The 18,293-nt window shown below is 48.0% G+C and carries 14 protein-coding genes; 8 read left to right on the forward strand and 6 right to left on the reverse strand.

Going from position 1 to position 18,293, the window contains the following annotated elements:
* Window positions 1–15: 15 nt before the first annotated feature.
* Window positions 16–1,956, reverse strand: a complete 1,941-nt coding sequence (locus tag QJS83_RS06600; RefSeq protein WP_284608367.1) for an amidohydrolase — start codon at window positions 1,954–1,956, stop codon at window positions 16–18.
* A 103-nt stretch (window positions 1,957–2,059) separates the two neighbouring features.
* Complete coding sequence (locus tag QJS83_RS06605) at window positions 2,060–3,772, reverse strand: hypothetical protein (protein ID WP_284608368.1); 1,713 nt, start codon at window positions 3,770–3,772, stop codon at window positions 2,060–2,062.
* A 111-nt stretch (window positions 3,773–3,883) separates the two neighbouring features.
* Here QJS83_RS06605 and QJS83_RS06610 point away from each other — a divergent pair, with 111 nt between their 5' ends.
* From QJS83_RS06610 to QJS83_RS06635, 6 genes are all read left to right on the forward strand, one after another.
* Entirely contained in the window at window positions 3,884–5,158 is a 1,275-nt protein-coding gene (locus QJS83_RS06610) for a Glu/Leu/Phe/Val family dehydrogenase (protein ID WP_284608369.1), read from the forward strand.
* Window positions 5,158–6,144, forward strand: a complete 987-nt coding sequence (locus QJS83_RS06615; RefSeq protein WP_284608370.1) for a quinone-dependent dihydroorotate dehydrogenase — start codon at window positions 5,158–5,160, stop codon at window positions 6,142–6,144. Before QJS83_RS06610 ends, QJS83_RS06615 begins: the two co-directional genes overlap by 1 nt.
* Window positions 6,131–6,592 carry an 8-oxo-dGTP diphosphatase MutT gene (mutT, locus tag QJS83_RS06620; RefSeq protein WP_284608371.1) on the forward strand — a complete coding sequence of 154 codons (462 nt, stop codon included), beginning with the start codon at window positions 6,131–6,133 and terminating at the stop codon, window positions 6,590–6,592. The genes QJS83_RS06615 and mutT overlap by 14 nt, the downstream gene beginning before the upstream one ends.
* The gene (locus QJS83_RS06625; protein WP_284608373.1) at window positions 6,580–7,692 is read left to right on the forward strand and encodes a hypothetical protein; all 1,113 of its coding nucleotides are present in this window, start codon (window positions 6,580–6,582) and stop codon (window positions 7,690–7,692) included. Before mutT ends, QJS83_RS06625 begins: the two co-directional genes overlap by 13 nt.
* Before the next feature lie 6 nt (window positions 7,693–7,698).
* A complete protein-coding gene (locus QJS83_RS06630) occupies window positions 7,699–8,958 on the forward strand; it encodes a glycosyltransferase family 4 protein (protein ID WP_284608374.1) in 1,260 nt (419 codons plus the stop codon).
* A gap of 103 nt (window positions 8,959–9,061) precedes the next feature.
* The gene (locus tag QJS83_RS06635) at window positions 9,062–9,352 is read left to right on the forward strand and encodes an HU family DNA-binding protein (protein WP_284608375.1); all 291 of its coding nucleotides are present in this window, start codon (window positions 9,062–9,064) and stop codon (window positions 9,350–9,352) included.
* Between the two features lie 59 nt (window positions 9,353–9,411).
* Here QJS83_RS06635 and QJS83_RS06640 read toward each other — a convergent pair whose 3' ends face one another.
* The 4 genes from QJS83_RS06640 to QJS83_RS06655 form a co-directional block, all read right to left on the reverse strand.
* Window positions 9,412–9,717, reverse strand: a complete 306-nt coding sequence (locus QJS83_RS06640; RefSeq protein ID WP_284608376.1) for a hypothetical protein — start codon at window positions 9,715–9,717, stop codon at window positions 9,412–9,414.
* A gap of 143 nt (window positions 9,718–9,860) precedes the next feature.
* Window positions 9,861–13,703 (reverse strand): tail fiber domain-containing protein, encoded by a 3,843-nt coding sequence (locus QJS83_RS06645; RefSeq protein ID WP_284608377.1) that lies wholly within the window; start codon window positions 13,701–13,703, stop codon window positions 9,861–9,863.
* Between the two features lie 138 nt (window positions 13,704–13,841).
* Window positions 13,842–15,008, reverse strand: coding sequence for an EF-P lysine aminoacylase EpmA (gene epmA, locus QJS83_RS06650; RefSeq protein ID WP_284608378.1), 1,167 nt, complete (start codon window positions 15,006–15,008; stop codon window positions 13,842–13,844).
* Between the two features lie 60 nt (window positions 15,009–15,068).
* Complete coding sequence (locus tag QJS83_RS06655) at window positions 15,069–15,308, reverse strand: hypothetical protein (protein WP_284608379.1); 240 nt, start codon at window positions 15,306–15,308, stop codon at window positions 15,069–15,071.
* Between the two features lie 206 nt (window positions 15,309–15,514).
* On the opposite strand from QJS83_RS06655, the gene QJS83_RS06660 reads away from it, so the two are divergent.
* Entirely contained in the window at window positions 15,515–16,942 is a 1,428-nt protein-coding gene (locus QJS83_RS06660) for a TldD/PmbA family protein (protein WP_284608380.1), read from the forward strand.
* A gap of 12 nt (window positions 16,943–16,954) precedes the next feature.
* Entirely contained in the window at window positions 16,955–18,292 is a 1,338-nt protein-coding gene (locus tag QJS83_RS06665; RefSeq protein WP_284608381.1) for a TldD/PmbA family protein, read from the forward strand.
* Window position 18,293 lies beyond the last annotated feature (1 nt).

An 18,293-nucleotide genomic window follows, 5' to 3' on the forward strand; every position in this document is an offset into this window, starting at 1 on the left:
TTCATCTGAGACGTCTTATGGATCGCGCGGGGTGCGCTGATATTGTAACTCTTCCCGCTCTTCTATTCCCAGACGAGGAACCACCTGCATGGAGTCCACTTTCGCAAAGATGGTTTGTCCTTCTTTGATCGTCTCCAGCACGAAAATATCTTTGATGGTCGTAGGATTCACTTTCAAAGGGTTCGCCGAAAGAATCGCAAAGTCCGCCATTTTCCCGGGCCGGATCGAACCCTTTACTTCTTCTTCAAAATAAAGATACGCTCCGCCCAAGGTCAGCGCTTTCAAAGACTCAAATGCGGAGATCCGCTCCCCGGGACCTAAAATTTTTCCTGTGCGTGTTGTGCGATTTACGGCAGAGTCCATGAGTCGCATAGGATTAGGCGGAATCACCGGTGCATCGGAATGATTCGCTATTGTCATTTCTCGTCGCAAAGCCGAAGCCATCGGGCTGATTTTTGAAGCCCGCTCTAAGCCCAAAGTTTCAGACACATGCCAGTCACCCCAAAAGTAGGTGTGCGCGCTAAAAAAACTGGGCGTAATTCCTAATTGTTTCATTTTATCCAGTTGATCTTCACGCACGGTTTGCGCATGAATCATCACCGGGCGAAGATCTTTTTGTCCGTATTTTTCCTGTGCCTTACGAACCGCTTCGATCATCATGTCGGCGGCGGCGTCCCCGTTACAATGAACAAAAACCTGAACGTCACTGCGATAAGCGGCATCCAACCACTGATCGAGCTGATCTTGGGTCAAAATCGGAAATCCGCGATAGTCCGCTTTCTCACCGGCGGGAACTCGCAAGTACGGTTTCGAGAGATAGGCTGTTTTTCCTTGCGGAGATCCATCCTGCGTAATTTTAATTCCGCCCACCTTTAGTCGCCGATCGTAGATGCCCACGTTTTGCCGAGCTTGACCTTCGATAACGGGACTATTGAAAACTTCTTTCTGTGAATGATAACTCCACAGCTGCGGATTGTTTTCATATCCCGGAGGAAAATAATTTACGTCCAACTTTCTGCTGCCATTCATGACGTCATTAAAATTCGTCCACTTCGGATAAGCCACAACATCCATTTTCAAACGATTTTGTTTTGCAGCTTCTCGCAATAAAGCCATGGTCCCTGGGAGCGTCTGTCCTTCTTGCGCCGTCGTGATCCCTTGACTCGCGTAATAGTTTTGCACGAAGTCCAACTTTGTTAAGTTATCCTCCATCGTGCCCGGAGGAATTTTTGCGAAGAAGTTGAAGACCGCTTGTTCCTCGACGACTCCTGTTGGCAATCCTGTTGTTTTATCGAAAAGAATTCTTCCGCCCTCGGGAGCCTTACTGCCTTTTTTAAATCCCGCCAGTTTCAACATCGCCGTATTTCCCACAGCAAGATGCCCTGAAGCATGAAGAATAAAAATAGGACGTGTCGTGGAAATACGATCCAGATCCTTGGCTGTAGGATGCCTTCTTTCCTGCAACATCGAATCGTCATAACCGACAGCAAACGCCACTTGGCCTTCAGGGATTTTGGCGTCTTGAATGTACGCTTGAACTTTTTTTACAATATCGTTGATGTTGCGAACGTCACCGACCGGCGGAGGACTTAAATCCGGCGTCCCCCATATACCGACATACGACCCAATGTGGGAGTGACCATCAACAAAACCCGGCACCATGGTTTTGCCTTTAAGATCCACCATTTTCGTGACAGGCCCGCGATACGGCTGCATTTGCTGTGTATGGCCCATGGCCATAATTCTTCCGCGCGCAACAGCGACAGCTTGCACTGTGGGGTTGTCTTTTTCCATCGTGATAATGTCGCCATTGAAGTAAATAACTTCCGCTACGGATGGCATGGAAGCTTCGGTGAAACGACCTTGAATTTTTTCTTCTTCTTTCTTTTGAGACGAAGAACAGGCGGCGAGACCCACTAGAAAAATCGCAAATATAGAAAACCGGATCAAAGACATAAAACCCCCGTTTCCTCAGCGTGACGAGAGTTTTAAAGTGCCTCAATAAAATAGAATTTCATTTGGTGAAAGTCACAGGCGACAAAATGCCAAATACCAAAAACTACAGCGCCACTGGCCACGTGGCTTTTAGGGTGTACTTTCCATTCTTTGGCTCGATCCGCAATTTCAGATTCTGATTCAACCAGCGAACAATCATCTCTTGCTCAGAGCTGGACATTTCAGGATTCAAGAAACGGAAATCAAACTGCGAAAGAGGCAGGCTTAAGTTCATCGACTTTTCATCGCCCTTGCTATTTTCAATCTCCAAAGCAATCGTTGCGAAGCCGGATTTTTTATTAGGCTCCTGCACTTCAAAACGCACGCGCGAACCTTCGTCGAAAAACCCTTTCCACTCTTCATCTGACATATCGACTTCAAGAAAGCGCTCGACCATTTTGAAATCCGGTGAATGCGAAAGAATGTAAGACTGAAACACTGTCGCTAGAACCGACCAATCATATGAAATAGGCAACGTGCAATGCATGCCTTGCGGAAGATCGACGACGCGAATATTTTTGCTGTCGATCTTCATTTCTTTGTTTTGCAGTTTCTGTGAATTGAGTTCAAAGGGCACCGCGGGATCTTGATTAGTTGCATAGATCAAAACCGGCTGCTCGACTTGCTTGTAGAACTTCCAGAAATCATTCACGGCCCAGAAATCACCACTGTCTTTCATTCCCGGAGGCAACTGGACTTTCGAAATATAAGAAAGACCCCCGTGATAGGTGCGCGTGATTTCAGAGATAACTTTTGAAAGATACGCGAAGCTGTCATAAGTCAGCAACGCCGGGATCTTTTTATTCAGCCCCTCAAGACGTTGACGTCCCCAAAAATCGACGAAAGCCGCTTTCACACCGCCCGCTTGCGTGAGGGATTGCATGGTACTTTGCAAATTCACGACCGGACACAGCGCTGTAAAACTGCGAATCAAAGGACGCGACGACGGCGAATTGAATTTATTCAAAAGCGACGAGTACAAAACCCCATGACCACCTAAGCTGATTCCGAAAATATGCACGCTGTCGACCAAGCTCGAAAGAGGCTCGTTGGAATCCGTCAGCAACTTCGCAACGAGAATATTCTGAATGCCTTCGTCATAACCGCCGAAAGAAAACTGATTGTTATTCGCCACAAAATCGGGGCTGGTCATATTCTCGAGCATCAGGACGTTGAACGGCCCTTGTTCGAAAAGCATCATCAGCCAGGCCCGTTCCGGTTTGAAGTCCTCAATGCTCGAAAAAATTCCAAGACGAACGATCACAAGAGGACGTCTTTTCATGTCCCCTTTTAATGCCAGCAATCCCTTCAGTTTGACGTTCCCAGGAAGATTCACCACCACCCGACGCAAAAAAGGATGCGCCTGCGGTTGGTACTTCATCGTCATCATACCCATCACGTTTGCGAAATAACCGTTGTCACCGGTTTCGATTTCAGAGCGGCACTCCTGAAAGTATTTCTGCATCAAAGCGCCTTGCAGCTGTGGCGAGGACGCCAGACGAGAATCCATCATGCGACCTTTCCATACGTGAGGCGCGCACTGGGCGCTCATCAATTTGGGCTCTCCGCGCGGAATCCAACTCAAGACATTTTCGAATAAGAAGTTAAGGGGGCCAGGATAACGCCCTGGGCTGTCAGACAATAGTGGAGATTCTTCATCAGGGAAGCTAATGCGAGAGCTGCTAAACTGCTCCATAAAAGCCCGCTGCGGGTTCGAAGCGAAGGCCGAAAAACTTAAAAAAATGAAGCTGATAGAGAGTGACCACGACCGAAGCATAGGCCCTTATTGTGGTGGAAAAGAACCACTGAGTCATCACCTTTTTCCAGAGTGACTTTGAGTATTTACTTCATTAGACTTCACTCGTGTATTTTTAAGGAGACACAAATCATGGAACACAAGATAGAGCCCTTGTATGACGGGCCTCTTTTCAGAAACGCTATTCAAACTCTCGAAGAAGCGGCAAAAATTATTAACTGTGACCCTAACGTACTTGAGCGTCTAAAAAGACCTCGTCGCGCGATCACGGTTTCTGTTCCCGTTCGTATGGATGACTACAGCGTTAAAGTTTTCACTGGCTACCGCGTGCAATACTCTCCAACATTGGGCCCTTACAAGGGCGGTATCCGTTATCACCAAAACGTAGACCTTTCTGAAGTTGTCGGCCTTGCAGCTTTGATGACTTTCAAAAACTCTGTTCTTGGTCTTCCTTTGGGTGGCGCGAAAGGTGGTATCACTGTGGATCCCACAAAACTTTCTCGCACTGAAAAACAAAATCTGACTCGTCGTTATGCTTCTGAAATTGCTCCTTTCGTAGGACCAACTAAAGACATTCCAGCTCCGGACGTGGGCACAGACCCGCAAACAATGGCTTGGTTCATGGACACTTACTCGCAAGAGCAAGGTGGCTACGCACAACCAGGTGTTGTGACTGGTAAGCCAGTAGAGATCGGTGGATCTTTAGGTCGTAACCACGCAACAGGTTTGGGTGTTGTTTACGTCGCGGAAAAAGCCTTCGAAGTGAACAACATGAGCATGAAGGGCGCTTCCATCGCTATTCAAGGTTTCGGTAACGTAGGATCTTTCGCTGCGAAATTCGCTCACGAACGTGGCGCGCGCATCGTTGCTGTGTCTGACGTTTCTGGCGGTATCTTCAATGGCGACGGTCTTGATATCCCTGAAGTTTTGGAATACGTGAAAGCTCACAAATTCTTGAAGGGCTATCCCAAAGCGCAACCAATCAGCAATGAAGAATTGCTTGAAGTGAAATGTGACGCTCTTTTCCCGTGTGCTCTTGAGAACCAAATCGACACGCACAACGCTGAAAAAATCCAAGCAAAAATCATCGTTGAAGGTGCGAATGGTCCTGTAACAAACGCAGCGACAAAAATTCTTACTAAACGTGGCGTTTTCATCGCTCCAGACGTTATCGCGAATGGTGGCGGCGTGATCGTGTCTTACTTTGAATGGGTTCAAGACATCACTTCGTTCTTCTGGGACGAAGATGAAGTCAACGGCCGCTTGAAAGGCATCATCACAAAAGCATTCGATAAAGGTTATGCTCTTTCTAAAGAGAAAAATGTCGATATGAGATCTGCTGCAATGGCGGTTTCTATTCAACGTCTTGAGAAAGCAATGCTTCTCAGAGGCCTTTACCCTCGCTAATGAACAAGCCTTGGTTACTTTTACCACCCCAGTGGGCTCACGATCTGAGCTCACTGGCGTTACCTCTGTACTCTCTTATTCACGGAAGAAAAACTCCGCAGTGGAAAAGCTTCACGTGGAAAGATCTTTATTTTCCTAATCCCCTTGGCATCGCGGGCGGCGTCGATAAGAACGCCGAACATCTGAAAGAATGGTGGGCACTTGGTTGCGGCTTCGTTGAAGTCGGCACTGTCACACCGTTAGCGCAGACTCCGAATCCAGGAAAGATCATGGATCGTGATCTGAGACTGCAGGCGATGTGGAACAAGATGGGTTTTCCAAGTGATGGCGCGGACGACACGTTTTACAATCTTGCCTCTTATGCTCCGAACTATCGCACACCGATTTTCGTGAACATCGGAAAGAACCGTTACACTCCCAACAACAAAGCTGTCGACGACTACATCACGTTGGTGGATAAGTTCCGTCCTTTTGCGGATGCCTATGTTGTGAATATCTCAAGCCCCAATACCAAGGGACTTCGCGATCTTCAGAACAAAGACAATCTGCGATCTCTGATCGGTCCCATCGTGGACCGCGTTTCGCATTTTGAACCTACGCCGGTGCTAGTGAAACTTTCCCCCGATATGGGTGAAGAAGCCTTGGCGGAAACAGTTTTGCACTGCCAAGAGTTGGGTGTTGATGGCTTCGTGTTAACAAACACAACTTTATCTCGCCCACAAGGCTGTCGCTTCCCTGCCGAAGGAGGACTTTCGGGTGCTCCATTAAAACAACTTTCGCAGCGCGCATTGCAAGTGGCTGTTGAAAGCTTAGGCAAAAAGCGTGAGGGGATGCTTTTAGTCAGCGTTGGAGGAGTGCTAACTCCTGAAGATGTCTTTGAAAGATTGCAAATGGGCGCAGATCTTGTTCAAATTTATTCTGCACTTGTTTTCCACGGTCCGGGATTTTTCCACGACGTGGCAAGAAGGTATAATGACGGACGATAGCGCAGTAGAGACAAAACCTAAAAAGTCGAAGATCCGCAAGGGCCATTGGATTCCTGTGGTCGCTGGCTTTTTGCGCAAAGATGGCAAAATCCTCGTCGGCCAACGCCCTGAGAACAACTCTTTGGCAGGCCAATGGGAATTCCCCGGCGGCAAAATTGAGAACGGCGAAACTCCTGAAGAAGCGCTAGCTCGCGAATTAAATGAAGAATTAGGAATCGAAGCTGACGTCGGTGAACTGAAGCTTGCTTGTACACACTCTTACGGAGATGTAGGGATTCTCATATTGTTTTATGAAATCCTATACTGGAAGGGCGAGCCTCGGGCAAAGCACCACATGATGTTAGAGTGGATTCACCCCGAAGAACTTAAGCAACGGAATATTCCTGAGGCCAATCGCAAAATCCTTCACAAGATTTACAAAGCCCTAGGACTTGAATGGCGAAAATAATTCTCGTAAGCAAACATGTGAACGCGACTTCGTGGCAGCTGGCGCAAGCTCTAAGAGCTCAGCAACACGAGGTGGTTCTGCTTACGAGCTATGGTGAAACTCCCCGCGATACCAGCGGCATTGAGTTCATGGGTTATTTCAAACGCTGGAGCGCCCTTGAAGGCCTGCGCATCATTCCCGGTCTTTTTGGATTACAACCGCAAATTCTGCATATTCTTTTAGATGATGACCGTATGAATCCGGCCCAAATCATCCTGTCGATGTTCGCAAAATCTCATCCGAGCTGTGTTTTGACGACGTCTCTTCTTAACATTCGTTATGGGCTGACCCGCAGAAATCCTGTGCGCTATTTGATTGAAGAAAGCGATATTGTCACCTGCCCGACTGTTGAAGCCCTGGGACAATTAAGAGGATTGGATGTTCGCTCCAATCGCCAGGGGCGTGGTATTCTGCCTCCTGTTTTGGATCTGAAATCCGCGCAAGAGCAAAATCTTTTCGACGCTGAAGAAGAAGCTCTGTTCATCGAAAGCCTTGAAAAAACTCCTTATGTCGTTGTGCCTTTTCGTGAAACGGATTTTAACTCTGAAAGCGACAGCTTTATTCGCATCCGTACACTTGCGCAAAAGTATAAAGTTGTTCTTTGGGGCTCTTACGCGCACTGGACTTTACGAGACCGCAAAAAATTTGCGGCCTGGATGGAAGAGTTCCAATGCGGCGGGCGCTGGACTGTGACGGGAACTCTAACCGAAAACTTAGGTCATCTGCTTTTGGAAAAGAGCACTGCTTTCGTCTTGGCGGGACAGACTCTGACCCCGGTTGAAATGACGGAATATTATATGCGCGCGATTCATTCGCACGCTGTTTTGATTCTCGACTCCAAACAAACGAGCGTTCACTCCGATCTTTGGAAAAACGCCGTGAACTGCTGGGTGCTCAACCACCATCACTTGCAAAAAGACCTGGTCAAACTTCTGGCGAAACCGCATTTGAAGTTGCCGGAAAACCTTTCGGAGCAATTGGCGGAAGATCGCCACCTTATTGATTCGTCTTTGAACGAACTCAATCGTCTGTACAACAAGGCTTTAAATCATTTAAGATAATCGGGTATGGCCAAAAAATCCCGGCTTCCAGAAACATTGAATATTTGTCTGACGTCGCATCGTTTTCCGATTTTAAGTCGCGCGACGGATCATGGTTTTCTGTGGCCGATTGCCCGCGGTCTTGCGCGCGAAGGACATAAAGTCACCGTTCTCGCGGCGACCTCTCCCCTAAAAAAAGCTGAAGTGGTTCGTGACGGCGTTAAAGTTTTTTACCTGCATGAAGGCGCCAAAAATTTTTCGCACATGAGTTTTCAAATGGCTGTGCGCCAGCGTTTCGCGCAACTTCACAAAGAAGATCCTTTTCATATCGTTCATAGTATCGATAAATCAGGCTTCCGCATTGGCACGCGCAAGAATGCTTTGAAAGTCGCGATGGCTTACGACGTGGAAGCGACGCAAATGTCACAGCTCTTCGCTATTCGCGCGATGAAGCAGGACAACTTAAGCAGTATGCTTACAACCGCGATTGCGACGACATACAAATTTCTTACGACTTATTACGGTGGCGACCGCCGCTTGCTGACGACCGCTGACGGAATCTTCGTCACGAATCCGGAACAAAGAATTATTCTGGAAAGATACTATCTTTATCCGGACTATCACACGTACACGGTGCCTTACGGAATTGAACTTGGCGACCTTACTCCAAAAGAAAAATCTTTGGAGCTTCGTAAGCAATTGGGCATTCCTGAAAATGCTCACGTCGCTGTGACCATTTCAGATATGACGGAAGTGCAAGAGATCTTGCCTTTGCTGAAAGCGTTTGAAAAAGTTGCGATCAAAAAGCCTAACAGTTATTTGATCGTCGTCGGCAACGGGCCGAAGTTCCGCGATATCGAATTTAACGTTCTGAACCTGGCTTTGGGAAATCGCGTGGTCATGACCGGCGCCGTTCCTTCTGCTGAGATCGAGGACTATATCGTTTTGGGGGATGTTTTCGTGAACATGGGCTCCCGAACGACCGGTTTTGAACCCTCCACTTTAGAGGCCATGGCCCAAAAGAAAGTGGTTTTAGGCTCCGAAGTATCGCCGATTGCTAATATTATTGAAGACGGTCGTGATGGATTCCTGCTTAGACCCGCGGACGTAGACTCTATGAGCAATCTTTTGGTCGAAATCTTCTCTGGAACGATGCCCGCCGAAGAAATTGGCGAACGCGCGCGCCAAAAGGTTGTAGACCTCTTCGATACGCCTAAAATGGTCCAGGCGACCCTTGATGCCTACCGTAAAATCCTTCTCAATACTGGGTTCTATAAGAAGCATTGAGTTAAAGTATTGAAAAGTGGTGGTCAGGCCTCCGCAGTTCTGTATAATCGGGAGTGTTATCAATACTTTAAGGGGCTGCCGTCAGAGCTGAAGGAAGCACATAATGACTAAAGCGGATTTGATTAATTTAATCTCTGAAAAAGCCGGTATCACTCGCGTGAAAGCGGAAACTGTGGTGAACACCATTTTTGATTCTATGGTGGAGGCCCTTATGCGTGACGACCGTATCGAGATCCGTGGCTTCGGTTCATTTGTGAATCGTCAGTACGGTGCTTATAAAGGACGCAATCCTCGTACGGGTGAAATCATCAACGTGGATGAAAAGAAACTTCCGTTTTTCAAAGTCGGAAAAGAACTTAAAGAAGACATCAATAACGGGCCTAAAAAGGCGTAAAAAATAAGGGGCTTAAAAGCCCCTTATTTATTGGGAAAAAGGTACCAGGTACCTTTTTCTTATTGAGCGCTTTCGCACTTCGTATTTTTAACTTCATAAAACTCGCTGGATTTCACGAAGCTTGTTACACAGTTAAAAAGAGGCACTTCGCCACGCACGCGATAGTAACCACGCACTTGTGTTTGCACCGCCAAATCAGCGCCGACAACTTGGACGAACTGATGCTTTTCGATAGCGACAATGCCTTCGTCAAAACCTAAAGTTTGTAAAACGCTTTCATTCGTCATTTCCCAGATTGCCTTCATTTTTCCAGCGTAAGCCGGAGCTGCGGATAGAACCAATAAAGCGAGAACAAGCTTCTTCATCGAAAACCTCTTTGCGGTGTTATTAAAAAGATGCTGAGGTTTTATAAAAGAAAACCCGGCTTTCAAAGTCAGGTTTTCGTTGTTTGTTATTTTTACCGGTTTTAACCGCGGAATTTCCAAGAACGCCTGTGAAAAATCAGCCCTTATCTACTTTCGAGTTTGGATTCGATCAGCTGCAAGCGTTTTTCCAAAGCTTTATTCTGCTCTTCTAATTTCTTATTGATCTCTTCAAGAGACGCCATTTTTCTTTTTTGTTCGTCCAGTTCTTTGTGCAACTCTTGGCTGTCATTGTACCAAAGAGCATAAAACTCCTTAAGAGCTTCAATCATCGGCGAAATAAAGCCCAAATAGTTCACTTTCTTCATGCCCTTTTTATCCGTCTTGACGAGATCGGGATAAATTTTTTCCACTTGCTGAGCGATCACTCCGCGCTGCAAACCTTCGGAATACTGGATAGGTTCCTTCCAATAATAACTGACACCTTCCACTTGCAGAATTTTCTCGAGGGAAAAATGCAATGGCTGAATGTCTTTCTTTAAACGGCGGTCCGAAGGATTGAGTGAACCCGAGTACGTGATATTACGCGCTTGAATATCCATACCATAACCACCACCACGATTGTAAAAAACGAGTGAGTTTTGCGCCGTACTTGTCGTTCCGATCTCAAGATCCGAACTCGCGTCACCACCCATGTAAATCACAGTGCCTGGGCCGTTACGTGCCGCGATCTCCCCTGCCACATCGAGCTTGAATGATGGAGACGAATCGCCAATTCCCACCTTACCATCGCCCTGCACGCGCAACAATTGATTGAAAACGCCTGCACTTGTGTAACCGACAGAGAAAGCATCCTGAGCTTGATTGTTATCCGAGAAATTCACGCGCAACTCGGATTGGTCGGCCGCGAGATTGTAACGAGCCATCCAAATAGGATCGGTGACATCACTGTCTGAAGTTGCGGGCGAGGGTCCCCCGTGAAAATAAAGATAATTCCCGTAGTTTGGCAGTGTCCCGGTGCTTGCGGGATTTACAGGGCCGAGCTTAATGTTGCCGCCGACATGCAAAGTCGCCAGAGGCGCCGTCAAACCAATACCCACGTTGCCGCTTGAAGCGATACGCATTTTCTCTGTCGCGCTTCCGTCTGTTGAATTATGGAAAGTCAAAGCGGTATTATTTGTCGTTGCCGTTGTCGTCCACGCTTCCTCGGCAGCGAAACGAATGCTTCCCGCTTCGATGAGAGTCGAACCATTGTACCCACGAACTAAAAGACTACCGATATTTCCTAAAGCCAGCGGTGTCGGTGTCGTCGCGTTGCCGCGGTATCTTGTTAAAATCAATGACGGCGTATTCGTATCGGAATACGTCTGAATATTGATATCGTCACTCGCGTCGCCCACAGCATTGTTCACCAACGTCAAACCCGAAGTCGGCGCCGAAGTTCCAATACCCACATATCCCGTGCTCGCAATAGACATCGCTTGTTTTGAAACGGTGCCAATCGGTGATTCATAGTTGATTTGCAAAGCATTGTTCGTGTCTGAACGAGTCAGCGCAAAGCCAGTGTTTTCAGCGCCGTTATTGATTTGCAGACTCGCATCTTCGTTCACTCCGCTGGCAGAGACACGCGCCACCGCACTCGCTCCCAAGACATGTAAATTCGTCGCAGGAGAAACCGTGCCCACACCGAATTTACCGTCGCCTTTGAAAACGAACTGCGCGGCACTCCCGCCGGCAGGATCAAACAGTTGCAGTGCTCCCGCTCCGCCGGAAGTGCCCGAACCTGAAGAAATAATATTCCAGGTTCTTCCACCCGTATCACTGTTGACCAGAACCAGACGAGTTCCGCCGGTGTTTGACGAAGTAAATCGCCCCACATTCATTGACGCCGATGAAACATCTAAAGTCGCCGTGGGATTGATCACACCGATACCAACATTCCCATCGCTTTTGATTGTCATGCGCTCGGTATTGCTCGTTTCAAAAGCGAGATTGTAGGCATCGTTCGTGCCCAACGTCGCGGCCGCACCAAAACTGTTTCCTCCATTCAGGAAAACCGAGCCTGTCGTGAATGAAGAACACGTCATCAATCCCGTCGCATCGAAACTGACAATTTGCCCGACGGCACAACTGAATGTAGTTAAAGCAGCCCCCGTCCCATTCGAAGCAACAAGACGATTGGCCGTCAACGAGGTTACTCCCGTTCCGCCCTTAGAAACAGGAACTGCAGACGGAAAGGTCGCAGGATCCGCGCTGATAGTTCCAGATGAAACGGCAATACCCGCGCCCACTTGCACGGCCCCTTTTGCAGAAGTCGTCGCGTCGTTAATTGAAATCGCAGGTGTCGTCGCTCCGCTTGCCACAACAATCGGAGCCGTTCCCGTGACATTGGTGACAGTTCCATTTGTCGGCGTCACCCATTGAAGTCCCGAAGGCTGAGCGGAATTCGCAGAAAGAACTTGTCCATTCATACCTACCGCAAGACGAATATCATTCGTTCCATCGTTAACAACAACATCACCTTTCGCCGTCAGAGGAGAAAGCGCATTAAACGCCGCCACCGCCGTTGTTTGTCCCGTGCCGCCATTCGCAATCGGCAACGTCCCCGCGACTTCCGTTGCAAGATTAACCGCGGCTCCGTTAGAAGCGGCAGTCAAACGACCTTGGGCATCGACCGTGATATTCGCACGCGTGTAAGATCCGGCAGTCACTGCCGTGTTCGCAAGCGAAATAGTTCCCGTCGACGTAATCGGGCCACCGCTCAAACCTGTGCCTGTCGCAATATTCGTAACGGTACCGCCTGCATTCGAATCACTCGCGGGGGCCCATTTCGTTCCGTCATACTTCAACACCTGCCCCGCAGTTAAACCCGTTGTATCGACATCTACACCCTTGATCTTATTAACGCTGACCGCGCCAATGCTTCCGCTCACGTCACCTGCGACCGAAACATTGATCGCCTGACATTGGAAAGATCCCGAAACAGAATTCCAATACGGCGTTTGATGAGCTGCACAGTTCCCGCTTCCCACGGCCGCGTTGAATGCCGCTGTCGTCATATACGTGCCCAACGTCGCAGATAAATTCGTCACGTCGGAAATCGCAATGGCGGAACTCAACCACTGGGAGCCGTCATACTTTAAAAAATGTCCTGACGTCGGCGCCCCCGAAGAAACGGCCACGCCTTGAAGTTTTATGACAGAAGGATTGGGATAAGCGCCACCAAGATCTCCACCCGCAGCACCTGTGGGAGGACGTGCGTCTGTGAAGCGCGCATCATTCCCTGCAGCGACGGTACCTGCACTTGTGCCTACGGAAATTCCAAGGACAGGAAGCGAAGCCGTGCCTCCTTTAGTGAGCGGAGCAGTGACATTAATATCTGAAACCATGCCGGCCCCGCCCGCATCGTTTTGACAGGCAAAGCTAGTGCCGTCGAAGGTCAGATACTGTCCCGGCACACAAGACGTCACACTGTTTTTTAAAACGAAGTCTGAAGGAAGTTTGTCACCGAGCTTCGCCGCGGAATAAGAAAAATTCGCAAAAGGCACAGAGCGAATCGTGTTGTTAGGCGTAATCGCCTTCCAACCAGAGCCATCATGAAATTGCACGCGCAAGACACGCACTTCATCTAAAGAAGGAGTGTATGTCGTGCCCCCGTCACAGTCATGTGTGACGGAGTTGTTGAAGGCGTCCCTTAAAGAATAACTGGAGGTTGTGGGAAAAAGTTTTGTGCCTTCACCGATAGGAATATCGAAGACGCCCTTCGAACCTTGCATGTTCACGGCATTACGTTGTTCGCGATAATAAACGCAAGTTCCAGAGACATTCGTGATTTCAAAGGCGAAGCTCACGTTGTTATATTCTAACGGTGTTCCATCGGACTTAAGAATGCGACCTTGATAATTCAAAGTCGTCGGCGTCGCGATCGCTTCTGATAAAAACAGAAGCGCCAAAAGAAACAATCCTTTACGTACAGTTTGCTGTTCCATAGTGTTCTTTTCGGAACGATACTCAGCAATCCTTACGATCTTTTCTTAACAATAATATGATAATATTCCGCAAAATTCCGGCTGGGTTCTCACAATGAAACGGCGTCCGTTAAGAGGCGCATAAAGCCGATTTGAGTCTTACGATTTTGAAAACACTCTAACATCTGCAATATGCGAGAGGCCCATCAATGCCATGAAAAGTCTTTCCAGACCTAAGGCGATCCCCCCCGAAGGTGGCATTCCCGCTTCTAGGCATTGGAAGAATTCTTCATCCAAAGACACGATTTCTTTGTGCAAGGATTTTTTCTTTTCAAGATCTTCCGCCGAACGCAATCGTTGAATGCGCGGATCGTTGAGCTCATGAAAAGCATTCGCCAGTTCAAAGCCTTTCCAATAAACCTCAAAACGATCGCCCCACCCGTCTTCTGTCATGCGCGCCAACGCCGCTTGATAAGGAGGATATTTTTCAACGAAGATAAGATCGTCGTGCGGCAACTGCGATTCTATTTTTTCCATGAAAATCAAAAAGAAATAATCATCAATGCTTTCGGCGCTACGCACGTCGACGTTCAGCTTGTGCGCCAAAGCTTTGAGTTCTTCTTTTGTCGTGTCGGGACGAAGCGGAAAATCGCAGTAGAATTTAAAGAGCTCGGCAATGCTGTAAGTCTTTACAGCATGCGGAGCAGAGACTTTCAAAGTCTTCGCCAGTGAATGCACCAGTTTTTCCACATCTTTTTTGATGTGTGTGAGTGAATCGTAAGCGCGATACCACTCTAACATAACGAATTCGGGCTGATGGCGTTCAGTGATTTCACCGTTTCTAAAACAAGGTGCGATTTCAAAAATCTTTTCTGCGCCCAAGGCCAAGGCTTTTTTCAAATGCAGCTCTGGGCTTGTCGGAAGATAAAACTTTTGCTGGCGTGAACCGACTTGCAAAATCGTGGAAAAAACATCGAGCGAAGGCTCCGTTCCGGGACAAACAACCAAAGAGGGAGTATTAATCTCCAAGAAATGATCTTTGACGAAAAAATCGCGCACGCCTTGAACAAAAACACTCCACTGACTGAGAATCTCTTTATTAAAACGATGTGCCGGCAAAGACACCAAAGCGGGCGCCAACAAAATAATTTCCGCTGCCGATACGACTGCGATCAAATCACCCTCGTGCAAGAATTCGGAATGCGCCGGAGGTTTCGCAAATTCGATTTTATGTTCTTTTTGATCGCGAATCACCGTGATCTTAAGAAAATGAGGATCACGCTCGATTTTATAAATTCGCCCCGCCACCTGATATTGCGGTGGCATTGCGGGATAAGACTTCCAAATGTTGGTTAGATATTCGTTTCGATTCAAAGTCCTGCCAGATTAGCGGCAAAGACCTTGAGAGCGCAAGTTTTCAAGCTGGGCCAAAAGGGAATCCATGTCATTCGCACCGCCAAGAACATCCTCTTCGACTACGATACGGTGCTTCACCCATGAACCATTATAGATCCCTTCGCTCGCCAAACCACAAGATGGCACGGACGGGATCGCGGCATGAGCGTGACCCAGTTGAGTTAACATCGACATGATCAAAGTTGTGATGAGTGCTAAAAGGATTCTCATAAATTCTGCCTTTTTTCGTCTGGGTCTTTATGACACCAGCTCCTCCCTGCAAGCCCTATAAAGCAAAGGCCTTGCCAAGATATTTTGTCACTAGTCTCGTACGCGCTCGCTCTTAGTATTATTTCTTGCGACTTTGCCGATCGAGGTTGTCTTTTCAAGTAGCATCATTTATTTCAACTGTTGAATTACATTGAGGAAAGGGGCCTATGATGCTCGATTTGCAACGCACCCTAAATTCACTAAAATCCCAAGCCGACTGGGTCAGTTTACGTCACGTCACTGAAAAAACGACCTATCGAACTGTTCGTGATGAAAAACCCGATCGCAATCACATCGCTTTCGATCAAGGCGTGATGGTCGAGGTTTTGGTCGAGGGTCATTTTGGCTTCGCCGGCACGAGCGATTTGACCGAGTCGGGAATTCAAAGAGCTTTGAACAAAGCTCTTTTGATGGCCAAGGCCGCGTCTTCGCAAAAAGTGCATCCGTTCACTTTGGATCAACGTCCTCACGCGCAAGGTAAATACTCGTCTCCGGTGGTAAAACCCCTCGATTCTTTCACGGCGAAAGAAATTTCCGATATTTTTGTCGACGCAACGAAGGCTATGAAAGTTTCTGATAAGATTGTCAGCCGGTCTGCAACGGCGATGATCGTGGAAACAGAGTTTTACACCGTGACTTCCCACGGTTCTGACGTTCACCAAAAATTTTCGATCGTGAGTACGGACTTTTCTGCGACGGCAGGGGCGAACGGCGAAATGCAAACCCGTTCCGACAGCGGCGGCCTTGCCCGCTGCTTGCAAATCGGTGCGGAAGTTTTCGATCGCGCCTCGATCCTGGAACGTGCAAAGCGTTTGGCCGAAGAATCGGTCGAGTTGTTGAGTGCGGAAAACTGCCCTGACACGACAATGGACCTTTTATTGGCGCCAGATCAAATGACCCTGCAAGTGCACGAGTCCATCGGCCATCCTTTGGAATACGACCGCATCCTTGGCGACGAGCGCAATTATGCCGGCTGGAGTTTCGTACAACCGGAAGACTTCGGAAAGCTCCAATACGGCTCGAAATTGATGAATGTCACTTTTGATCCGACCGTTCCTGATGCATTGGCTTCCTATGCGTTTGATGACTCTGGCCATACGGCGCAAAAAGAATTTTTGATCAAAGACGGAAAGCTTTTGCGCGGTTTGGGTGGACTTGAATCACAGGCGCGCTTGAATTTGCCGGGGGTCGCGAATTTCCGGTCTTCTTCGTGGAATCGTGCCCCGATTGATCGCATGGCGAATATCAATCTGGAGCCAGGCACTAGCAAACTTGAAGACATGATCGCGTCCGTTGAGCGCGGTGTTTTCATGATGGCGAACAAATCTTGGTCTATTGATGATTACCGCAATAAATTCCAATTCGGCTGCGAATACGCCAAACTGATCGAAAATGGTAAGATCACAAAGACCTTAAAAAATCCTAATTATCGCGGGACAACTGTGAAATTCTGGAACTCTTTAAAGTCTGTCAGCGAAAACCGTGAAACTTACGGCTCTCCTTACTGCGGTAAAGGCGAACCCAACCAAGTGATCCGCGTCGGCCACACAACACCTTACTGCCTCTTCGCAAATGTTGAAGTCTTTGGCGCATAATTGGAGCAACGAATGAGTTTTTCTGAAAATACAAAAAAGAATTTCAATCTCGTTGCCGACCATCTTCTTGCCAATCTTCAAGGTGACGAAGCGGCGAACGTCAACTTGCACGCGGAAGAATCTTTGTTCGTGCGTTTCAACGGCAACAAAGTTCGTCAGAACACGCACGTCGAGCAACGTTCTTTATCCCTTTTACTGCAAAAAAAAGGCAAAACCGCAAATTTAAGTTTTTCAATTACGGGCCAAGCCGATGAAGACAGAAAACGCGCGGACTTTTGGTTAAAGCAAGCTCGTCAAGAGTGTGACTACCTTCCAGAAGATCCCTACCAAGTGCCTTTGCAAAACAACGGCACCAGCGACACAACGGTGAAAGGCGCGCTTTTGCCGGATGAAAAAGTCATCACTTCGATCACGACTCCGGCAGAAGGTGCGGACTTGGCAGGCCTTTACTGTGCAGGTCCTTTGATCTCTGCAAATAAAAACTCCAAAGGTCAAAGCCACTGGTTTGCAAATGAAAACTTCTTTGTCGACTACTCCCTTTACATGGGCCAAAAAGCCGTGAAGTCGATTTATGCCGGCACAGAGTGGAATCAAAAACACTTTGAAGCGAATTTGGCGCAAAGTAAAAATCAATTGCGTCTGATGGAGAGACCGAAAGTCACTTTGAAGCCGGGTGCGTATCGCACTTATCTTGCGCCGGGTGCGGTGGCGGAGATGGCTTCGATGTTTTCTTGGGGCGCTTTAAGCTTCAATGCTTACAAGCAAGGCGGAAGCGCTTTGCAAAAGCTCGCCGACAAAGAAAAGTCTTTCTCTAAACTCTTTTCGATGCGCGAGAACTATAAAACGGGCCTCACTCACCGTTTCAACTCTTTGGGAGAGTTAGCTCCGGAGACGATGGAATTGATCACTCAAGGTGAATTGAAAAATTTCATGGTCAGCACCCGTTCTGCGAAAGAATATGGCGTGGCTGGAAATGCGTCTGACGCCTATGAGTCTCCACGTGCTATGGAAATCCTGGCAGGTTCTTTGAAACAAGAAGACATCTTGAAAGAACTAGGTACGGGACTCTATTTGTCGAATCTTCATTATCTGAACTGGTCGGATCGTCTGAATGCGCGCATCACGGGAATGACTCGTTATGCGTGTTTTTGGGTGGAAAATGGGGAAATCGTCGCTCCGATTGCGGATTTGCGCTTCGATGAGAGCCTTTATGACTGTTTGGGTGGCAATCTTGTCGCCGTGACGGACTTCCAAGAGATCGACCCCATGGTTTCAACCTATGAAAGCCGTGCTTTCGGTGGAAAAAAGATCCCGGGTATGCTAATCAAGGACTTCAAATTCACCCTTTAGG

Source organism: Bdellovibrio sp. 22V, assembly GCF_030169785.1.
Lineage (GTDB): Bacteria > Bdellovibrionota > Bdellovibrionia > Bdellovibrionales > Bdellovibrionaceae > Bdellovibrio.

Coding starts and splice junctions, on each gene's coding strand:
- QJS83_RS06645 (WP_284608377.1), bottom strand. CDS start 13,703: ATGGAACAGCAAACTGTACGTAAAGGATTGTTTCTTTTGGCGCTTCTG.
- QJS83_RS06625 (WP_284608373.1), top strand. CDS start 6,580: ATGGCGAAAATAATTCTCGTAAGCAAACATGTGAACGCGACTTCGTGG.
- QJS83_RS06660 (WP_284608380.1), top strand. CDS start 15,515: ATGATGCTCGATTTGCAACGCACCCTAAATTCACTAAAATCCCAAGCC.
- QJS83_RS06615 (WP_284608370.1), top strand. CDS start 5,158: ATGAACAAGCCTTGGTTACTTTTACCACCCCAGTGGGCTCACGATCTG.
- mutT (WP_284608371.1), top strand. CDS start 6,131: ATGACGGACGATAGCGCAGTAGAGACAAAACCTAAAAAGTCGAAGATC.
- QJS83_RS06630 (WP_284608374.1), top strand. CDS start 7,699: ATGGCCAAAAAATCCCGGCTTCCAGAAACATTGAATATTTGTCTGACG.
- QJS83_RS06655 (WP_284608379.1), bottom strand. CDS start 15,308: ATGAGAATCCTTTTAGCACTCATCACAACTTTGATCATGTCGATGTTA.
- QJS83_RS06635 (WP_284608375.1), top strand. CDS start 9,062: ATGACTAAAGCGGATTTGATTAATTTAATCTCTGAAAAAGCCGGTATC.
- QJS83_RS06610 (WP_284608369.1), top strand. CDS start 3,884: ATGGAACACAAGATAGAGCCCTTGTATGACGGGCCTCTTTTCAGAAAC.
- QJS83_RS06605 (WP_284608368.1), bottom strand. CDS start 3,772: ATGCTTCGGTCGTGGTCACTCTCTATCAGCTTCATTTTTTTAAGTTTT.
- QJS83_RS06665 (WP_284608381.1), top strand. CDS start 16,955: ATGAGTTTTTCTGAAAATACAAAAAAGAATTTCAATCTCGTTGCCGAC.
- QJS83_RS06640 (WP_284608376.1), bottom strand. CDS start 9,717: ATGAAGAAGCTTGTTCTCGCTTTATTGGTTCTATCCGCAGCTCCGGCT.
- QJS83_RS06600 (WP_284608367.1), bottom strand. CDS start 1,956: ATGTCTTTGATCCGGTTTTCTATATTTGCGATTTTTCTAGTGGGTCTC.
- epmA (WP_284608378.1), bottom strand. CDS start 15,008: ATGCCACCGCAATATCAGGTGGCGGGGCGAATTTATAAAATCGAGCGT.